Here is a 17,103-nt window from a genome sequence, read left to right as displayed (position 1 = left end):
CGGCCCCGGCGGGTCCGATCGTAATATTTCCTGGGTTTGCGTTGGGGGAGTCGAGATGGCGGTTGATTTGTCGATGTCGGTTCTGGTGGTTGATGACTACAGCACCATGATCCGTATCATCAGGAATCTCCTGAAGCAGCTTGGCTTCGAGAATATCGATGATGCAAGCGACGGTTCGGCGGCGCTGAACAAGATGCGTGGCAAGAAGTACGGGCTCGTGATTTCCGATTGGAACATGGAGCCGATGACGGGTTACGACCTGCTGCGTGAAGTGCGCGCGGATCCGAACCTCGCCACCACGCCTTTCATCATGATCACCGCGGAATCGAAGACCGAGAACGTGATCGCGGCCAAGAAGGCCGGCGTGAACAACTACATCGTCAAGCCGTTCAACGCGGCGACGCTGAAGACCAAGATCGAAGCGGTCTTCCCGGACATGGCGAGCGCGTAAGCGCCGCCTGACCGCATAGCAGCTCTCTAAAGAGATCGTCATGCCCGGGCTTGTCCCGGGCATCCACGTTCTTGGATCCTGCAAATGAAGACGTGGATGGCCGGGGCGTAGGCGAGCGGAAGCGACGCCGTCCTTCGGACGGCTGAGCCCGGCCATGACGGCATTTAGGTCTAAGCAATTGGTCTAAGCCCGCAGAACCTGCGTGGGCTCCACCATCACCACTTCAATTCGCGCATCAGCGCCTTGGGCGGGTGGCCGAACAACTCCATCACCGATTTCGGGTCGAGCTGGTCGAGGCCCTCGAACTCCTCGGCATGGATGCCACGGGTGACGAACAGGCAGTCGATGCCGAATTCGCGCGCGCCGGTGAGGTCGGTGCGGACGGAATCGCCGATTGCCAGCACCTTCTTCCGGTCGATCATATGACCCTGGCGCTCGCCGGCGAGCATCATCGCGCGCTCGTAGATCGGGCGATGCGGCTTGCCGTAGAAGATCACCTCGCCGCCGAGTTCACGATACAGTTCCGCGATCGCGCCGGCGCAATAGATCAGCCGGTCGCCGCGTTCCACCACGATATCAGGGTTGGCGCAGACCAGCGTCAGCTTGCGCTCGCGCGCCTTCAGCATCATGCCGCGATAGTCTTCCGCCGTCTCGGTCTCGTCGTCATAGAGGCCGGTGCAGACGATGTAGTCGGCTTCTTCCAGCGGCGCGGTCGTCGCATCGAGGCCGCGATAGATCGAGTTGTCGCGCTCGGGTCCGAGCCAGAACATCTTGCGGCCGGGATGCTCGGCGACATAGAGCCGCGTCAGGTCGCCCGACGAGACGATCGCGTCATAGGTCTCGTCCGCGACGCCGAGCTTGCGCAATTGCCGTTGGACGGAGTCGGCCGGGCGCGGGGCATTGGTGATCAGGATCACCGTGCCGCCACGGCTGCGATAGGTGTGCAGCGCCTCGCAGGCCTCGGGGAAGGATTCCAGGCCGTTGTGGACCACGCCCCAGATGTCGCTGAGCACAACGTCAACGCCGCCTACGAGCTCGCGCAGGCTTTCGGCGAAATGCAGCGTGGTCATGATGCGTGCGGCCGATCAGATCCGGCGCGCGAGCGCCGCGTTGCCGGTGATACGTGGGGCTGGAGGCGCTGAAGACGTCGCGCCAGATGTCGTACCTTGGCTGGGAGAAGCGGAGCCATTGGATCCCTGAATTTCCTGTGCCGGGTTCGGCGAGGCCCCGCCGGTAGCAGATGCCCCCTCAGGCCGCAATGGGCGGGGCGGCGCGAACAGGAACCCCTGACCGAACCGCACGTCATAGTCGAGCAAATCGACCACCGCGCGCTCGCCCTCGATCCGTTCGGCGATCAGGTCGATGCCGAAGCGGCCGAGCAGGTCGGAGAGATCGGAAGGGTGGATGTCCGAGGTCGAGGCCTGCCTGGGGTCGAGCAGGAGGGACGCCGGCACCTTGATGAAGCGCACGCCGCGATCGGCGAGCTCGCGCGGCTCGATCCTGAGGTCTGTGACATGGTCGATCGAGAAGCGGAAACCGCGCTGGGCGAGCGCCGCCAGATTCTCGGTCTCGGCCGGGCCGAGATTGCGGAAGGTCGACTGCTTGAACTCCAGCACCAGCGATGGCGCCAGCGCCCGGTTGGCTTCGAGGAAGTCGAGGCACTGCGCGAAGCTCGTGGAATTGCCGAGCGTGGAGGCCGCGACGTTGCAGAACACGCCGACATCCTTGTTGCGCACCATCAGGCGCCGCAGCACCTGCACACAGCGCAGCATCACCATGTTGTCGATGCGTCCGATCAGACCCGAGGCTTCGGCGATGCTGATGAACTCCTCGGCGGCGCTCAGCTGGTCGCGCTCGTCGCGCAGGCGCGTCACGGCTTCGTAGAACCGAACCTTGCGCTGCGGCAGCGTCACCATCGGCTGGAGGAAGATGTCGATGCGGTTCTCGTCGATGGCGTTGCGCAGTGTCGCCAGTAACTGGGTCTGGTTGCGGCCATTGGCCGTCTGAACCGGAAAGGCGCCCTGGGTCTGGGTCGCCGGTGTTGGCGGCGGCGGCGGTGCGGGCGGTGGCGGAGGGGGGGCCGACCGCTCCTCGAAGGGCGCAATCAGGTCGAGCGGCGCCTCCGGCTCTGTCCGGGCGACCGGAGCAGTAGCGGGTGTCGGCGCGGCCCCGGCCAGGAGGTCTTCATGGGCTGACACGGTGGTGGCGAGCTGCCTGACCAGCCCGCCGAGCTCGTTGATCTCGCCGACCACCGACTGGATGCGGTCGGAGTTGGTCGAATTGGCCGAGGCGATGCGCCCCTCCATCGCCGCGAGCCGGCGGCCGAACTCGGCGACCTGGCGGGCGAGGTCGGCGGTGCCGCGCGAGAGGTCGGCGATCTGGCCGCCGACGTCACTGCGGTCGCGCAGCCGCATCGAAACCGCGTTGTAGAGGATCAGGAAGGTCAGCGCGGTCAGCGCCACGATGGCGGATTCGGTTCCGCTGATGCCGGCGACCGAGTAGAGGACAAGCCCGAGCGAGGCCGCGACCAGAACCATGCAGATGGCGATGAAGATCGTCGAAATGCGAATCATGCCGCGCGTTACGCCTCAAAGAGCTGACTACCTCATCCGGGAAAACACGGGTCAGTGTGCGAACCCGTCACGCCTCATGCTCCCCCAAGCCAAGCGACCTTAACATCATTGTTGATTCGAGGGGATAGCGGCCTGTTCGGGGCGCCGGAGCACGATCCGGAAACGTGTGCAGCGGTTTTCCCTCGCGACAAACGCGGAACGCGCTTGCGCGGAGATCATGCCCGGACAGTCTAGGTCAGGCCGGCCCGGCGAAAGGCTTCGAGGTAGTGCTCGCGGTCGGCGGCGAGTTTGATCGGCATGAACTCGGCGATCCAGGCGAGCGAGACGTTGGGCTGGGCACGCTGGAGTTCCTTCAGCGCCGCGCGGGCGGTCTCGGTCTGCCCGGCCATGGCCGCGGCCGCGGTCAGCACCCGGTGCCCGCCGACGAAGTCACTGCGCTGGCGCAGGGCCTCCTGTGCGAGCCGGATCGCTTCCGCATAGTCCCTGCCGAGGAAGCGGGCAAAGGCGGCGATGCCGAAATAGACGGGTGCATAGGGGTCGCGCGGGCTGAGGCGGATCGCCCGCCGCGCGGCGTCGTCGGCATCCCGCCAGCGGCCGCAATAGCTGAGCGTCAGGCCATAATAGCCCTGCGCCAGCGCAAAGTTCGGATTGAGCCGCAGCGCGGTCTCGAATTCGGCAAGCGAATCCTCGAACCGGCGTGCGAACAGATCGACATGGCCGAGCGCATTATGCGCCCAGGCATCCTGGTCGTCGGCGCGGATCGCGGCCCGCGCCGCGCGCTCGGCCACCGGCAGCGCCGCAGCCATCTCCATCCAGCCCATATGCGCCGTGAACATGTAGCTGGTGCCGAGCAGCCCGAGCGCCTTGCCGTAGTTCGGGTCGAGCGCGATGGCCTTTTCGAGCAGGGCTCGCGCCGCGACGTGGTCCTGCTGCGTCACGCGCCAGTAATGGGAGAGGGCGCGCATCAGAAGGTCCCAAGCGTCCAGGCTGTCGGGCGGCTTGCGCTCGGCGCGAAAATTCTCCGCGGCGTAGAGCTGCGGCTCGATCGCGGCGACGATGCGTTCGGTGATCTCGTCCTGTACGGCGAAGACGTCGGCGAGCTCGCGGTCGTAGCGTTCGGCCCAGAGATGGCTGCCGGTGGCGACATCGTTGAGCTGCGCGGTGATGCGGACGCGATCGCCCTCCTTGCGGACGCCGCCCTCGATGACATAGCGCACGCCGAGCTCCTCGGCGACCTGCCGCAGGTGAACCGTGCGGCCCTTGTAGATAAAAGAGGAGTTGCGCGCGATCACGAAGAACCAGCGCAGCTTCGACAGCGCGGTGATGATGTCCTCGCTGATGCCGTCGGAGAAATAATCCTGCTCGGCCTCGCCGCTCATGTTGGTGAAGGGCAGGACGGCAATGGCGGGACGATCGGGCAGTGGCAATTCCGTCGGTGTTGCGCTGGGCGGCTTGCCCGGTGTCGACGATGAGGCCGCGGCGGAGCGTTCGGTCACTTCGCCGACGAACCGCACGCCTTTGCGCGCGACGGTGCGGATCAGCCGCTGCTCTTCGCCATTGTCATTGACCGCGCGCCGCGCCGCGTTGATCCGGCTGGTCAGCGTCGATTCCGAGACGACGCGGCCGTTCCAGATCGCGTCGAGCAGATTATCCCGCGTCACCACGCGCTCGCGGTTGCGGACCAGATAAAGCAGGAGATCGAACACCTGGGGCTCGAGCGCGACGAGCGTCTCTGTCCGCCGCAATTCGCGGCGCTCGGGGTCGAGCACGAAATCCTCGAAATGAAATGTCACGCCGCCCTCGGCTCGCGCGGGGAAATCAAGGTGTTCTCAGCGTAAAATAACGCCGCTCTCAAGGCCAGCGAGCCGCATGCGCCCTATCGTCCCGGCGTTTTCAACCGCAGGAGAATTGCCATGTCGACAACCGCCGCGCTCAAGCCGGCCATCGCCCAACCCGATCTCGCCGCCGTCAAGCAGCGCCAGCACGGCGCCTGGTCATCCGGCGACTATGCCATTGTCGGCACCACCTTGCAGATCGTCGGCGAGCAGCTCTGCGAGGCGCTCGACTTGCGCGCCGGCAGCAAGGTGCTTGATGTCGCCGCCGGCAACGGCAATGCGACGCTGGCCGCCGCGCGGCGCTGGTGCGACGTCACATCGACCGATTATGTTCCCGCGTTGCTCAAGCGGGGACGTGAACGGGCCGCGGCGGAGCATCTGATCGTCGAATTCCGTGAAGCGGATGCCGAAGCGCTGCCGTTTGCGGATGCCAGCTACGACGTCGTGCTCTCGACCTTCGGCGTCATGTTCACGCCGGATCAGGACAAGGCGGCGTCCGAGCTCGCGCGGGTCTGCAAGTCCGGCGGCAAGATCGGCCTCGCCAACTGGACGCCCCAGGGCTTCATCGGCCAGCTCTTCAAGACCATCGGCAAGCATGTGCCGCCGCCGGCGGGCGTGAAGTCGCCGGCCTTGTGGGGCACCCCGGGGCGGCTCGAAGAGATGTTTGGTGGCCAGGCCTCCGAGATCGCCGCCGAGCCCAGGATGTTCGTCTTCCGCTATCGCTCGCCGGAGCATTGGCTCGAGGTTTTCAAGTCCTATTACGGGCCGATGCTGAAGGCGTTCGCGGCGCTGGAGGAGACCGGCCAGGCCGCGCTGCGGCGCGATCTCATGGCGCTGCTCGGCGAGTTCAACCGTGCCGACGACGGTACGGTGGTGGTGCACAGCGAGTATCTGGAGGCAGTGATCAGCAAGCGCTGAATTGCTGTCGTGATCCGGTCAGGCCGAGCCCCGGCCTGACCGCCGGCAATCAGGATGGCGCGGCGGCGCCGACCGTGTCGGCCGAGACGGCCTCGCGGGTGCCGAGCGGCTTGGGCGGCCCGGTGGTCGTATCCCGAAGGGTCTGCCGCTCGATCTCCGAGTTCAGCTCGGCCCCGAACATGATGGCGATCGCCGACATCCACATCCACATCATCAAGCCGATCGCCGCGCCGAGCGAGCCGTAGGTCGCGTTGTAATTGGCGAATTCCGAGAGATACCAGGACAGGAGCGCCGAGCCGGCGATCCAGAGGATGGCGGCCGTCACGGCGCCGAGGCTCAGCCATTGCCAGCGCGGCGCGTCGCGGCTCGGTGCGAAACGGTAGAGGACGGCAAGCGCCGCCAGCAGGATGACGAACAGCACCGGCCATCGCGCGAGAGCGACGATCAGCTTGCTCTCGGGCGCGATGCCGAGATGGTTGAGCGCGAGCGGGAAGGCGACCACGGTGCCCACCATCAGCAGCAGCGCTGCGATGCCGCCGACCGTGAAAGCCAACGACACCGTGTTCAGCCGGATGAAGCTGCGCTTTTCGCGCTCCTCATAGGCGACGTTGAGGGCATCGAAGATGGCTTTGACGCCCGCATTGGCGCTCCAGATTGCGAGCAAGAGGCCAAACAGGAAGGTGACACCCAGGGCGGTATTGCCGTGGGACACCACGCGCGCGACCTGGTCCTCGACGATCTGGAACGCGCCCTCGGGCAGCATCATCGCGAGCGAATGCAGGTTGGAACTGATCGTCGAGGGATCGGCGAACAGTCCGTAGGATGAGACCAGCGCGGTCACGGCGGGAAAGATCGCGAGCAGCCCGAAGAAGACGACGCCGCCCGCGGTCGCGAGCAGGCGATCGTCGTCGATGCGCTGATAGGTGCGCCAGAAGATGTCCTTCCAGCCCGCCCACGGGATCGCGAAAGGGGTTTTCGCGCGCCGGCCGTGGCCGGGCTGCATCGCCGCGCCGGCCGGGCTCGTTTCCGGCGAACTTGCTTCATTGTTGCGATGGTTTTGCGGAGGCCCTGACCCGATCGGGCCGGACTCCTGAAAGTAGCGTTCCGCAGACAGCACGAAGACGGCGGTGGCGGCGACCAGCAACCAACTGTCGAGGTGCTCGGTGTGCCGCGCGCGCATTTCAAGCGTCCAATCTGTGGCCGTGCCGGCGCCGGCGTGCGGCCGTGAAGCCCAACAGCCCGACGGCTGCGAGCATCAGACCCAGCTGCACGGGCCGGTTGGTCCGAGCCGACACGGCACTGCCGCCACGGCCACGTTCGCCCGGTGCGTGCGGCACCAGCGGAATCGTCGTTGCGACCTCTTTCACCGCCTGCTTGACCGTTCCGCGCGGGATCCGCGGGGTGGCGATCGCAACACGCATGCGGCTGGCAAGCGGCACGATCGGCTTGTCCCGACGCTTCATTTGGGCCAGAGCCACGCCGGCGCAGGATACGCCCAGCACCAGGAGTATGGCCGCGACGGCACCAAAGCCCCAGAATTGTCCGTGGGTGATCGCGACCCAACGATAAAGGGCCATCAGGCCGACAAAGAGGGTGGCGATCAGGAACAGCCCGGCCACTGCAAACAGTCCTGCCGCGACCGCATAGGACGTCGCGCGGCCCGTGGCCTGATTGGTGCGGTCGCGCAAGTACGATCGCGCGGCGCGCTTGAGATGATTGATCTTGAGCGCCATGCCGGCGCGCAGCAATTCGCCCGATGGCGCGAGCATGCGGACATCCTCCGAGAACGAAAAATTCGTCGGGGGATGAACGTGGCGGAATTTGACTTGTTCCGCGCGGAGCGTAGGTGCCGTGACGGATCAGCCGAGATCGGCGGCCGCGATCCAGAACACCTCGCCCTCGGACTCCTCGGTGTCGAGCCAGAGCAGCGGCAGTTCCGGAAAGGCCTCGTCGACCAGTTCGCGGCCGCGGCCGATCTCGCAGATCAAGCCGCCATCCGGCGTCAGGTGATCGGGCGCATCGCGCAGGATCCGGCGCACCACGTCGAGACCGTCGGGGCCGCCGTCAAAGGCGAGCTTTGGCTCGGCCCGGCATTCCGGCGGCAGCGCGGCCATACCTTCCGCATCGACGTAAGGCGGGTTGGTGATGATGAGGTCGTATCTGCTCTCGCCGAGCGGGGCGAACAGGTCGCCGCGATGGATCGTGACCCGTTCGTCGAGCCCGTGCTCCTCAACATTGCGCGCGGCGACTTCGAGCGCGCCCTTGGAAATGTCGACGGCATCAACGGTGGCATTCGGGAAATGATGCGCGGCGAGGATGGCGAGACATCCAGAGCCCGTGCAGAGATCGAGCACGCGCTCGACGGCCGTGGGGTCGTCGATCAGCGAGCCCGCCTCGCCGTCGCCGCCGAAATGCGACTCCAGCAGTTCGCCGATGAAGGAGCGCGGAACGATGACGCGCTCGTCGACATAGAAGGGCAGGCCGCGCATGTAGATCTTGTTGACGAGATAAGCAGCCGGTTTGCGCGTGGTGACGCGCTGATGGATGAGGTCGAGGATGGTCTTGCCTTCCGCCGACGTGACGCAGGCATGGGCAAAGATCTCGAACTGGTCGGGATGCAGATGCAGGGCCTCGCAGACCAGGAAGGCTGCTTCCGCGACCGGATCGGTCGTGCCATGGGCAAAGGCGAGCTTGGCCTCGGTGAAGCGGCTCACGGCGTAGCGCACGAAATCGATCAGCGTGAGCAACTCGCCGCGGCCAACCTTCGCGAGTTTCGGTGCCGCGCGGCCGCGCGCGGTCTTTTTGGATACTCTTGCCATCAGGATCGGGTCCAGCGTGCGGCGGCCTCGTCGTCACGGGCGTGGGCTTCGACCCAGCCGGTGCCGGTGGCGCTCTCTTCCTTCTTCCAGAACGGCGCGCTGGTCTTGAGATAGTCCATCAGGAACTCGGCCGCCTGGAATGCCGCCTGGCGGTGCTGCGACGCCGTGAGCACCAGCACGATGTTCTGCCCCGGCATGAACCGCCCGACCCGATGAATGATGGTGACGCCGTTCAGCGGCCAGCGCGATGTGGCTTCGTCGGCATGGCGCTTGATCTCTTCCTCCGCCATGCCGGGATAATGTTCGAGCGTGAGGGCGGCGATCTTCGCGCTGTCCTCGTCGCCGCGGCAGATGCCGGAAAAGCTCACGACCGCGCCGATGTCGGTGCGGCTCCCGGTCAGGATCGCGATCTCGCGCGCGATGTCGAAATCGTCCTGCTGGATGCGGATGGTGACGAGGCAGGGGCTGACGGGGACGGTGCTTACGGGGACGGTGCTTACGGGGGAGGTCATGGCCTAGCCGCCGGTCATCGGCGGGAAAAACGCGATCTCGCGGGCGCCCGCGATCGCGGCGTCCGATTTGACGTGGGCATGATCGATCGCGGTGCGGATCACCTTCGGCTTCTCGAAGGCGTAGGCATAGGCCTCGCTCTGGCCGGACAGCCAGGCGATCAGCTCCTCGACGGTGCGCACGGTCGCCGGCGGCTCGATGGTCTCCTCGGCCTTGCCGACGCGCTCGCGCACCCAGGCAAAGTACTTCACCTTCATGCCTCATCCTCCTTGATGAGGTGATGGATGCCGGCGCGGAAATAGTCGTAGCCGGTGTACATGGTGAGGATCGCCGAGGCCCAGAGCAGCGCCAGCCCGATCATCGAGACCAGGGGCAGCACCTCATCGCCGGCCGGGCCCGCGAGCAGGAAGCCGATGGCGATGAGCTGAACGGTCGTCTTCCACTTCGCAAGTTTTGTCACGGGAACGCTGACCCGCAACGCGGCCAGATATTCGCGCAGGCCCGAGACCAGGATCTCGCGGCACAGGATCACGATGGCGGCCCACAGCGACCAGCCATGGATGATGCCGTCGGCGGCGAGCATCAGCAGGCAGGAGGCCACCAGCAGCTTGTCGGCGATCGGATCGAGCATCCGGCCGAATGCCGATTGCTGATTCCAGATCCGCGCGTAATAGCCGTCGAGGTAATCGGTCACTGCTGCCGCGATGAAGATGGCGACCGCGACCCACCGCAGCCACAGCGGCTGATCCAGAATCGACTGCGCATAGATGCACCCGACCACGACCGGGATCGCGGCGATCCGGCCATAGGTCAGGATGTTCGGGAGGGACATCGCGCGGCTGGTCGTCCCTCGTGTCGTGGCGATGTTCATCCGTCCTACCAATACCGCTCGTGCCTGAAGGTCAACCGTCCCGCTCCCCAAATGGGGTGCAGCATGCGACGACCATATGACCGCGGCCCCCTTAGTTCACCCCGGCTGGGGATGGAAATAGTCGAAAATCCTGCGGGCGCTCTCGGCGCTCACCCCCGGAACCTTGCCGAGATCGACGATCGAGGCCCGCTCGATCTCCTTCAGGGTTCCGAAATGGTGCAGCAAGGCACGTTTGCGTGACGGGCCGATGCCCGGAATCTCCTGCAAACCGGCCTCGCGGATGTCCTTCTTGCGCAGCTTGCGGTGCGAGCCGATGACGAAGCGGTGGGCCTCGTCGCGCAGGCGCTGGATGAAATAAAGCACGGGATCGCGCGGCTCCAGCTTGATTGCCTCGCGCTCCGGCATGAACAGGGTTTCGCGGCCGGCATCCCGGTCCGGTCCCTTGGCGACCGACATCAGCGACACCTGGGTCAGGCCGAGATTCGTAAAGATCTCCCGGACGGCGTTGAGCTGCCCGCGACCGCCGTCGATGATCACGAGGTCGGGCCATTGCGGGAAGTCGTCGTCCTTGGCCTTGCCGGCGGCGTCCTCGGGCGGATTGACCAGGCGCTTGAAGCGGCGTTCCAGCACCTCGCGCATCATGCCGTAATCGTCGCCGGGTGTGAGCCCTTCCGACTTGATGTTGAACTTGCGGTACTGGTTCTTCACGAAACCATCGGGGCCGGCGACGATCATGGCGCCGACCGCATTGGTGCCCTGGATGTGGCTGTTGTCGTAGACCTCGATGCGCTTGGGCGAATGCGGCAGGCTCAGCGTCGTGGCCATGGCGTCGAGCAGCCGGCTTTGCGTCGCGGTGTCCGCGAGCTTGCGGCCGAGCGCCTCGCGCGCATTGGTCAGCGCGTGGGCGACCAGCTCCTTCTTCTCGCCGCGCTTGGGCGCCGTGACCTCGATCTTGTGGCCGGCCTTGATCGACAGCGCATTGGCGAGCAGCTCGCTCTCCTCGATCTCGTGCGAGAGCAGGATGTTCTTCGGCGGCGGCTTGTCGTCGTAGAACTGGGCGAGGAAGGAGCCCAGCACTTCCTCCGGCGTATAGGTCTTCTCAGCGCGCGGGAAATAGGCGCGGTTGCCCCAGTTCTGTCCGGTGCGGAAGAAGAACACTTCGACGCAGGAGAAGCCGCCCTCCTGGTGGATGGCGAATACGTCGGCTTCTTCTACCGTGCGCGGATTGATGCCCTGCTGCGACTGGATCGCCGACAACGCGGCGAGGCGGTCGCGGTAGAGCGCCGCGCTCTCGAATTCGAGCTCGCCGGAGGCCTTCTCCATCTCGGCGGCAAGCTCCTGCTTCACCGCGTGGCTCTTCCCGGAGAGGAAGTCGGTCGCTTCGCGCACCAGCGTCGTATAGCCGGGGAAGTCGATCTCGCGGGTGCAGGGGCCGGCGCAGCGGCGGATCTGGTAGAGCAGGCAGGGCCGCGAGCGGCTCTCGAAGAAGGAATCAGTGCAGGAGCGGATCAGGAACGCGCGCTGCAAGGCGGTGATGGTGCGGTTGACCGCGCCGGCGGAAGCGAACGGGCCGAAATAGCGCCCGGGCCGGGTCTGCGCGCCGCGGTGCTTCAGGATCTGCGGCGCCCAATGGTCGCCGGTGATCAGGATGTAGGGAAACGACTTGTCGTCGCGCAGCTGCACGTTGAAGCGCGGCCGGAGCTGCTTGATGAGATTGGCTTCCAGCAGCAGCGCTTCGGTCTCGGTGTTGGTCGAGACGATCTCCACGGTCACCGTGGCTGCTATCATGCGCAGGATGCGCGCCGGTTGCGGCGCGCTTTGGCGCGCATAGTTCGACAGGCGCTTTTTGACGTTCTTGGCCTTGCCGACATAGAGCACGTCGGCATTGGCGCTGAGCATGCGATAGACGCCCGGCGAGGTGGGCGCGAGGCGGACCGCGCGCTCGATCGCCTCATGGCCGGTCGCCAGCGGTTCTTCGCCGACCGCGCCGCTCTCCTCCAGGATGTCAGGCAGCAGCGCATCGTCCTCGTCCTCGCCAGCGGTGGTGGCGGGATCGAGGTCCGGCGGCGCCAGGCTCTCCGGCGGGGCGTCGGCCGTCGTGCCGCGCGGAGATTTGCGCGCGCGCGCGTCGTCCGGATTGTCGGTGGAATCGTGAGCCATGATGCGAATTTAAGCGCTGGGGGTGCCGATTTGAAGTTCCAGCCTTGCGGCACACACAGGATGGCGGCGCGGTTCCGGGTAACGCTTGCTTAAGCCTGTTAAGAGCGCGGTAACCCGGCTTAACAGGCCTTTAACTTAAAACTCTCGATAAATCTTACGCGAAAAAGAGGAGGTTCCGTAACCATGCGATTTTGCCTTGCGCGGCGGCGCAGGCATCGCGGGGCGCGGCAGTTGCGTTGGAGAGTACCGATGAGGGGGTTCGTTGTAGGCGCAGCCGTGTTGGTTGCAGCCGGCTGGACAGCTTCGGCAGAGGCCGCCGATCTCAATTACGGGCAGGGTGCGCCCTACACCGTCAATCAGCCGCTCAATGCCTATAGCTGGGCCGGTCCGTATCTCGGTGCCAATCTCGGCTATGGGTGGGGCTCGGTGAGTAACTCGCCCGTCAAGCCCTCCGGTTTCGTTGGCGGTGTGCAGGCCGGCTACAATTTCCAGAACGGTCCATGGGTGTTCGGCGTCGAGGGCGATATCCAGGCCGCCGGCGCTGATGACACCTTCGCGCCGTGGAAGTTCTCCAATCCCTGGTTCGGCACGCTGCGCGGCCGTGCCGGCTATGCCTTCAGCAACGTGCTGTTCTACGGCACCGCCGGCCTCGCCTTCGGCGAGCTGCGCGCGCAGACATTCGGCTGGACGGAGTCGCACACCACCGCAGGCTGGACCATCGGTGCCGGCGCGGAAGTCGGCTTCGCGCCGAACTGGAGCGCCAAGCTCGAATATCTCTACATCGATCTGTCGACGAGCCAGTTCGCAATTACTGGCGTGTCAAACGGCTATAGCGCCAGCGTTGTGCGCGCAGGCGTGAACTATCACTTCTGATAGCTGAAGAAGAAAATACCGGACAACAGCCTCCCGGCCGCTCGCGGCCGGGATTTTTTTCGCCAGGTGTTCGCTCGAAAACGCTCTAGGAGAGGATGACCAAATTGACCGCCTTTGGTCCCTTCCCCTTCTTGTCCGGCTCGACTTCAAAAGTAATGCGCTGTCCTTCGGCGAGGTCTTTCAGTCCCGCCCGCTCCACAGCAGTAATGTGCACGAAGACGTCGCGGCCGCCATCGTCGGGCTTGATGAAACCGTAGCCGCGCTCGCCGTTAAAAAACTTGACCGTTCCCGTCATGGCCATCGGGAAACTCCCCCTCATTGCTCCTCCGTCGCGACGCAGACTCACGTCACGACATGACCGGGCCTTACGAAGCCCGGGAGCTGGCCATCCTTGGGCGGACCTTTTCTTTCGGTCCGATCGGATCTTTCTTAGGCCTTCACTCCGCCGCAACCATTCGCGGAAGCGGAACGTAAAGCCAGTCACGGAAACAGCATAATACGGTTCTCTGCAGATTGACTACCGCTCCTGCATATTTTTCCCAAGAATGCCGGGGTGTTACGGCCTCGGCACCTCTAATCGGAATCTGGCAGCTCCGCCCTGTCCGAGCGGTATCTCCAGCTCGGGCAGGATCGTCTTGAGCTCGCCTTGCAGCGTGTACGGCGGATTGACGATCAACAATCCGGCGGAGGTGAGGGCGGCGCCATCAAGCTGCGGCGCGACACTGAATTCGAGACGCAGACATTTTGCTGGTGGTTTTGCTGCGGCTGCGAGCCGCACCACTGATTGCACCAGCGTGTCGGTGGCGCGCCGGCTCTTGGCCGGATACCAGATTACATAGATACCGGTAGGCCATTTCGCGAAAGCCGCCGAGAAGGCGTCGCCGAGCTTTTCGAACTCGTCTTTCGCCTCGAACGGCGGGTCGATCAGCACGAGCCCGCGCCGTTCCTTCGGTGGCACGAAGGCCGGCAGCGCGACCCAGCCGTCGAGATCAACCACGCGCGCCTGTTCGTCGCGGCGCAGCACATTGATCAGCGCCTTGCGCGCCTTCGGCTCGAGCTCGCAGGCAACGAGGCGGTCCTGCGGCCGCAGCAGGCCGCGCGCGATCAACGGCGAACCCGGATAAGCCCTAAGCTCGCTCTTCGGATTGAAGGCGCGGACGATGTCGAGATAGGGCCTGGCCACCGCCACGGCGTCGTTCGACAGACGCGCCTGCATCAGCCGCGCGATGCCGGTCAGCCATTCGCCGCTGCGGCGCGCCTCGTCGCTTTCGAGATCGTAGAGGCCGGCGCCGGCATGGGTGTCGATGACACGGAATGCCCCCGGCTTGTCCTGGAGGTAGGTAATGATGCGCGCGAGCACGATGTGCTTGATGACATCGGCGAAGTTTCCGGCGTGGAAGGCGTGACGGTAGTTCATGAGACAGGACTACGCTACGTCACGGCTTGAGCAAAGCGGCATGCTCGTCTGTCCCGGACGCGCCGGCATGGGCCCCGATTCTGCAGCGCACCGCCGAAGCGGCGCTGCGCTGCCTCCGGGCACGAGCACTTGGACTAGCCACCCCTGATCGGCGGCATCGTCACCTGGTCGCGGCGGCAGGCGCGGCGCTCGATCTCCTCGCAGGCCCGGAATTGCAGGTCCTTGCTGAGGCAGATGCGGACCTCGGAGAGCCGGGTCCGGTTGCAGGTGACCGAGATGGCCGCGTTGCTCAGGCCCGCATTGGCTTTGATGAAGGCTTCTTCGACCTCGCCCGGCGCCACGGTCTTGGCCTGCGACAGTTCGAGATATTCCGCCGGGATCTTGATCGCGGCGCGCGCCTTGCGGATCGTCTCGAAATAATTGCGGCTGTCGAGCCCGGAGCAGGTGCCGTGCTTGTCCCACTCGTTGAAGATCAGCCCCGGCGCCGGCATCAGGTCGAGCATCGAAGAGACGATGTTGCGGTTCAGGCGTGGCGACGGCCGCTGGCAATATTCGGGGAAGCCGTTCTCATATTGCGGCCACAGCCCGTGCACCACGAACGCGTAGGGCCGCCCGCTGCACTGCATCTGCGAGCGACCGCCGCCGCGGTTGCGCTCGGACGCCTCCTCGCAGAACGAGGGCGACCACGACAGCGACAGCACATAGAAATCGAATTCGCCGGGCGCGTTCTGCCGTTTGTCCTGGGCCTTCGCGCCGCCCGGCAGCGCGACCAGCCCGGCGGCAAGAACCAGGGGAAGGGTCAGGGAGATCACGAGACGGGAGAACGAATGCAATCTAAAATGAAACATGGCGACGCCCCTCAACTAGACTGTGCAATCAGCCTAGCAGGCAACAAGAACATTTCAAGAACAAAATTTCGGGGCAACCGATCAGCCGCCTGATCGGTTCGATTCAGGCCTTTTCGATCAAGGCCCTTTTATCAAGGCCTGGCGGCGCGGCAGGACGGGTTGTAGGCCCAGTTACGGTCGAGTCCGACCACGCACCATTCGACACCATTGCCGTAGCCGGCGAAGCCGCCATCCTCGATGATCGAGAAATGCACCTTGCGCACCTTGCCGTCATTGAGCATGGCGTCGCCGGTGCAATAGCGGCGCGGAATGTTGTCGGACTGCCAGGGCCGGAACGCGATCTCGTGAACGGCGGCGAAGCCGGTGATCTTCAACGAGGAATTCCAGAACGAGCTTTCCTTCTCCCAGAACTGGGTGGCGATGGTCGGCAGCGCCTTGTCGCAATCGACGACGGCGCCGTCATAGCGCGGCCCGTTCAGCCAGAAGTTCAACTCCAGCGGATTGGCGGCCCTGGCCTCACCGAGCGACAGCGCTCCGAACATGAGGCCAAGCAAGGCGGCAAAGCGGAGCGATTTCAGGTTGAGGGCGCGCATGGGCAATCCGGACTGCTGGGTCTTGCGAAGACTAGACGGTGCCGCGAAGGCCGGGGGAGGTCAAGTGCAGCGCGGCAACACTTGGCCAAGAGTTGACCCTAACCTCGCAGCCGGCGGGGCATCAGTTCTTTTCATGGGCATCCCGGCACCGTAAACTGGCGCCAACCAATTGGAGTGACGGGAATGCGAATCATTGCGGCCGCGGGCCTTCTTGCCCTGGGTATGATGGCCAGCCAGTCGGCACGCGCCGATATGCTTCCGGTGCCTCCGTTCAAGGGCAACGACACCGGCGGCATCATCGCTTATTCGATGGCGACCCAGACCGATGCGCGGCAGGTTGCGGTCGATCACTGCGCGCGCTACGGCAAGGTCGTGAAATTCCTCGCGGTGCAGGCCTATGAGGGCGGCTATATCTCGTTCTCCTGCCGCTGGGTGCCCTATGGCGCAGCCCAACAGCCGATCCGCACGCTGTACTGAGGCGCTTTCGGAACGTCGGGAGCTTCCCACATGACGCGCAAGCTCGCTTTGCTCGGCTCGGCCCTTTGTCTTGTGGTGTCGGCAGGCAGCGCCAGCGCCGACGATCTGCCGGTGCGCAAGGCCGGCCTGTGGGAAATGAAGATGGTCAGGACCGGCACGCCCATGCCCGAGATGACCATGCAGCACTGCACCGACGAGACCGTCGACAAGGAGATGAACAACAACGTCTCCCCGATGGCCAAGCAGATCTGCGCCAAGCAGGACATCAAGAAGACCGCGACCGGCTATGTCAGCGATTCCGAGTGCAACGTCGCCGGCATCAGCACGACCTCGCATGCCGAGATCACCGGCGATTTCAACTCGGCCTATACGGTGAAGACCTCGTCGCACGCGCAAGGCGGCGCCGCCGGCGCAGCAGGCCGCGACACCACGATGCAGCTCGAAGCCAAGTGGCTGGGGGCCTGCAAGCCCGACCAGAAGCCCGGTGACATCGTGATGCCCGGCGGCTTCAAGATGAACGTGCGCGACATGGACAAGCTGAAGGCGTTGTTGCCGAAGTAGCTTTCTTCCCCTCTCCCCCTGTGGAGAGGGTGGCTCGCCGCGAAGCGGCGAGGCGGGGCAGGGTTCTCTCCGCGTACGCTCTCGCTTCTGAATTTGCGGAAGCAACCCCTCATCCGGCGCTTCGCGCCACCTTCTCCCGCAAGGGGCCTGTTGCGTAATTCGTCAATTGTGATTCCCTAGGGCAAAGCCTTGGAGGG

The 17,103-nt window shown here is 65.0% G+C and carries 19 protein-coding genes; 5 read left to right on the top strand and 14 right to left on the bottom strand.

What is annotated here, in order from left to right:
- The first annotated feature begins 55 nt into the window (after positions 1 to 55).
- Entirely contained in the window at positions 56 to 451 is a 396-nt protein-coding gene (locus ACKWRH_RS38700; protein WP_007596883.1) for a response regulator, read from the top strand.
- Positions 452 to 666: 215 nt separating this feature from the next.
- Here the strand turns inward: ACKWRH_RS38700 and ACKWRH_RS38695 are convergent, their stop codons facing one another.
- The 3 genes from ACKWRH_RS38695 to ACKWRH_RS38685 all read right to left on the bottom strand — a co-directional run bounded on the left by ACKWRH_RS38695 (position 667) and on the right by ACKWRH_RS38685 (position 4,817).
- Entirely contained in the window at positions 667 to 1,521 is an 855-nt protein-coding gene (locus tag ACKWRH_RS38695; protein ID WP_014491965.1) for a TIGR01459 family HAD-type hydrolase, read from the bottom strand.
- Between the two features lie 15 nt (positions 1,522 to 1,536).
- A complete protein-coding gene (locus ACKWRH_RS38690) occupies positions 1,537 to 3,024 on the bottom strand; it encodes an EAL domain-containing protein (RefSeq protein WP_445217823.1) in 1,488 nt (495 codons plus the stop codon).
- Between the two features lie 230 nt (positions 3,025 to 3,254).
- A complete protein-coding gene (locus tag ACKWRH_RS38685; protein WP_445217822.1) occupies positions 3,255 to 4,817 on the bottom strand; it encodes a winged helix-turn-helix domain-containing tetratricopeptide repeat protein in 1,563 nt (520 codons plus the stop codon).
- A gap of 120 nt (positions 4,818 to 4,937) precedes the next feature.
- On the opposite strand from ACKWRH_RS38685, the gene ACKWRH_RS38680 reads away from it, so the two are divergent.
- The gene (locus tag ACKWRH_RS38680; RefSeq protein WP_445217821.1) at positions 4,938 to 5,777 is read left to right on the top strand and encodes a class I SAM-dependent methyltransferase; all 840 of its coding nucleotides are present in this window, start codon (positions 4,938 to 4,940) and stop codon (positions 5,775 to 5,777) included.
- 49 nt (positions 5,778 to 5,826) lie between these two features.
- Here ACKWRH_RS38680 and ACKWRH_RS38675 read toward each other — a convergent pair whose 3' ends face one another.
- The 7 genes from ACKWRH_RS38675 to uvrC form a co-directional block, all read right to left on the bottom strand.
- Complete coding sequence (locus tag ACKWRH_RS38675; protein ID WP_445217820.1) at positions 5,827 to 6,957, bottom strand: YihY/virulence factor BrkB family protein; 1,131 nt, start codon at positions 6,955 to 6,957, stop codon at positions 5,827 to 5,829.
- A 1-nt stretch (position 6,958) separates the two neighbouring features.
- A complete protein-coding gene (locus ACKWRH_RS38670) occupies positions 6,959 to 7,546 on the bottom strand; it encodes a phage holin family protein (RefSeq protein WP_445217819.1) in 588 nt (195 codons plus the stop codon).
- Positions 7,547 to 7,636: 90 nt separating this feature from the next.
- A complete protein-coding gene (gene prmB, locus ACKWRH_RS38665; protein WP_445217818.1) occupies positions 7,637 to 8,596 on the bottom strand; it encodes a 50S ribosomal protein L3 N(5)-glutamine methyltransferase in 960 nt (319 codons plus the stop codon).
- Positions 8,596 to 9,108 (bottom strand): molybdenum cofactor biosynthesis protein MoaE, encoded by a 513-nt coding sequence (locus tag ACKWRH_RS38660; protein ID WP_445217817.1) that lies wholly within the window; start codon positions 9,106 to 9,108, stop codon positions 8,596 to 8,598. The genes prmB and ACKWRH_RS38660 overlap by 1 nt, the downstream gene beginning before the upstream one ends.
- A 3-nt stretch (positions 9,109 to 9,111) precedes the next feature.
- Positions 9,112 to 9,363 (bottom strand): molybdopterin converting factor subunit 1, encoded by a 252-nt coding sequence (gene moaD, locus ACKWRH_RS38655; protein ID WP_018318355.1) that lies wholly within the window; start codon positions 9,361 to 9,363, stop codon positions 9,112 to 9,114.
- Complete coding sequence (pgsA, locus tag ACKWRH_RS38650; RefSeq protein ID WP_445217816.1) at positions 9,360 to 9,977, bottom strand: CDP-diacylglycerol--glycerol-3-phosphate 3-phosphatidyltransferase; 618 nt, start codon at positions 9,975 to 9,977, stop codon at positions 9,360 to 9,362. Before pgsA ends, moaD begins: the two co-directional genes overlap by 4 nt.
- 96 nt (positions 9,978 to 10,073) lie before the next feature.
- Complete coding sequence (gene uvrC / locus ACKWRH_RS38645) at positions 10,074 to 12,137, bottom strand: excinuclease ABC subunit UvrC (protein ID WP_445217815.1); 2,064 nt, start codon at positions 12,135 to 12,137, stop codon at positions 10,074 to 10,076.
- Positions 12,138 to 12,386: 249 nt separating this feature from the next.
- On the opposite strand from uvrC, the gene ACKWRH_RS38640 reads away from it, so the two are divergent.
- The gene (locus ACKWRH_RS38640) at positions 12,387 to 13,010 is read left to right on the top strand and encodes an outer membrane protein (RefSeq protein ID WP_445217814.1); all 624 of its coding nucleotides are present in this window, start codon (positions 12,387 to 12,389) and stop codon (positions 13,008 to 13,010) included.
- Positions 13,011 to 13,095: 85 nt separating this feature from the next.
- Here the strand turns inward: ACKWRH_RS38640 and ACKWRH_RS38635 are convergent, their stop codons facing one another.
- The 4 genes from ACKWRH_RS38635 to ACKWRH_RS38620 all read right to left on the bottom strand — a co-directional run bounded on the left by ACKWRH_RS38635 (position 13,096) and on the right by ACKWRH_RS38620 (position 15,817).
- A complete protein-coding gene (locus ACKWRH_RS38635; protein ID WP_008544396.1) occupies positions 13,096 to 13,311 on the bottom strand; it encodes a cold-shock protein in 216 nt (71 codons plus the stop codon).
- 255 nt (positions 13,312 to 13,566) lie between these two features.
- Positions 13,567 to 14,427: a 23S rRNA (adenine(2030)-N(6))-methyltransferase RlmJ gene (locus tag ACKWRH_RS38630; RefSeq protein WP_445217813.1), complete on the bottom strand. Its 861-nt coding sequence runs from the start codon at positions 14,425 to 14,427 to the stop codon at positions 13,567 to 13,569.
- A 134-nt stretch (positions 14,428 to 14,561) separates the two neighbouring features.
- Positions 14,562 to 15,275: a ribonuclease T2 gene (locus ACKWRH_RS38625; protein WP_282522006.1), complete on the bottom strand. Its 714-nt coding sequence runs from the start codon at positions 15,273 to 15,275 to the stop codon at positions 14,562 to 14,564.
- Positions 15,276 to 15,406: 131 nt separating this feature from the next.
- Positions 15,407 to 15,817, bottom strand: a complete 411-nt coding sequence (locus ACKWRH_RS38620; RefSeq protein WP_445222552.1) for a hypothetical protein — start codon at positions 15,815 to 15,817, stop codon at positions 15,407 to 15,409.
- A 234-nt stretch (positions 15,818 to 16,051) separates the two neighbouring features.
- On the opposite strand from ACKWRH_RS38620, the gene ACKWRH_RS38615 reads away from it, so the two are divergent.
- Both ACKWRH_RS38615 and ACKWRH_RS38610 read left to right on the top strand, forming a co-directional pair.
- A complete protein-coding gene (locus ACKWRH_RS38615; RefSeq protein ID WP_445217812.1) occupies positions 16,052 to 16,345 on the top strand; it encodes a hypothetical protein in 294 nt (97 codons plus the stop codon).
- A gap of 30 nt (positions 16,346 to 16,375) precedes the next feature.
- Complete coding sequence (locus ACKWRH_RS38610) at positions 16,376 to 16,906, top strand: DUF3617 domain-containing protein (RefSeq protein ID WP_063985575.1); 531 nt, start codon at positions 16,376 to 16,378, stop codon at positions 16,904 to 16,906.
- The last annotated feature ends 197 nt before the right edge of the window (positions 16,907 to 17,103 follow it).

The sequence above is a fragment of the Bradyrhizobium sp. Pa8 genome (assembly GCF_052588265.1).
This window is presented reverse-complemented; position numbering and strand designations above follow the sequence as displayed.

Excerpts from the sequence above, each read along its gene's own strand:
- pgsA (WP_445217816.1), bottom strand. The coding sequence starts at position 9,977 with ATGAACATCGCCACGACACGAGGGACGACCAGCCGCGCGATGTCCCTC.
- ACKWRH_RS38610 (WP_063985575.1), top strand. The coding sequence starts at position 16,376 with ATGACGCGCAAGCTCGCTTTGCTCGGCTCGGCCCTTTGTCTTGTGGTG.
- ACKWRH_RS38680 (WP_445217821.1), top strand. The coding sequence starts at position 4,938 with ATGTCGACAACCGCCGCGCTCAAGCCGGCCATCGCCCAACCCGATCTC.
- ACKWRH_RS38640 (WP_445217814.1), top strand. The coding sequence starts at position 12,387 with ATGAGGGGGTTCGTTGTAGGCGCAGCCGTGTTGGTTGCAGCCGGCTGG.
- ACKWRH_RS38660 (WP_445217817.1), bottom strand. The coding sequence starts at position 9,108 with ATGACCTCCCCCGTAAGCACCGTCCCCGTAAGCACCGTCCCCGTCAGC.
- ACKWRH_RS38635 (WP_008544396.1), bottom strand. The coding sequence starts at position 13,311 with ATGGCCATGACGGGAACGGTCAAGTTTTTTAACGGCGAGCGCGGCTAC.
- ACKWRH_RS38700 (WP_007596883.1), top strand. The coding sequence starts at position 56 with ATGGCGGTTGATTTGTCGATGTCGGTTCTGGTGGTTGATGACTACAGC.
- ACKWRH_RS38630 (WP_445217813.1), bottom strand. The coding sequence starts at position 14,427 with ATGAACTACCGTCACGCCTTCCACGCCGGAAACTTCGCCGATGTCATC.
- uvrC (WP_445217815.1), bottom strand. The coding sequence starts at position 12,137 with ATGGCTCACGATTCCACCGACAATCCGGACGACGCGCGCGCGCGCAAA.
- ACKWRH_RS38670 (WP_445217819.1), bottom strand. The coding sequence starts at position 7,546 with ATGCTCGCGCCATCGGGCGAATTGCTGCGCGCCGGCATGGCGCTCAAG.
- ACKWRH_RS38675 (WP_445217820.1), bottom strand. The coding sequence starts at position 6,957 with ATGCGCGCGCGGCACACCGAGCACCTCGACAGTTGGTTGCTGGTCGCC.
- prmB (WP_445217818.1), bottom strand. The coding sequence starts at position 8,596 with ATGGCAAGAGTATCCAAAAAGACCGCGCGCGGCCGCGCGGCACCGAAA.
- ACKWRH_RS38690 (WP_445217823.1), bottom strand. The coding sequence starts at position 3,024 with ATGATTCGCATTTCGACGATCTTCATCGCCATCTGCATGGTTCTGGTC.
- ACKWRH_RS38615 (WP_445217812.1), top strand. The coding sequence starts at position 16,052 with ATGCGAATCATTGCGGCCGCGGGCCTTCTTGCCCTGGGTATGATGGCC.
- ACKWRH_RS38625 (WP_282522006.1), bottom strand. The coding sequence starts at position 15,275 with ATGTTTCATTTTAGATTGCATTCGTTCTCCCGTCTCGTGATCTCCCTG.
- moaD (WP_018318355.1), bottom strand. The coding sequence starts at position 9,363 with ATGAAGGTGAAGTACTTTGCCTGGGTGCGCGAGCGCGTCGGCAAGGCC.
- ACKWRH_RS38620 (WP_445222552.1), bottom strand. The coding sequence starts at position 15,817 with ATGTTCGGAGCGCTGTCGCTCGGTGAGGCCAGGGCCGCCAATCCGCTG.
- ACKWRH_RS38695 (WP_014491965.1), bottom strand. The coding sequence starts at position 1,521 with ATGACCACGCTGCATTTCGCCGAAAGCCTGCGCGAGCTCGTAGGCGGC.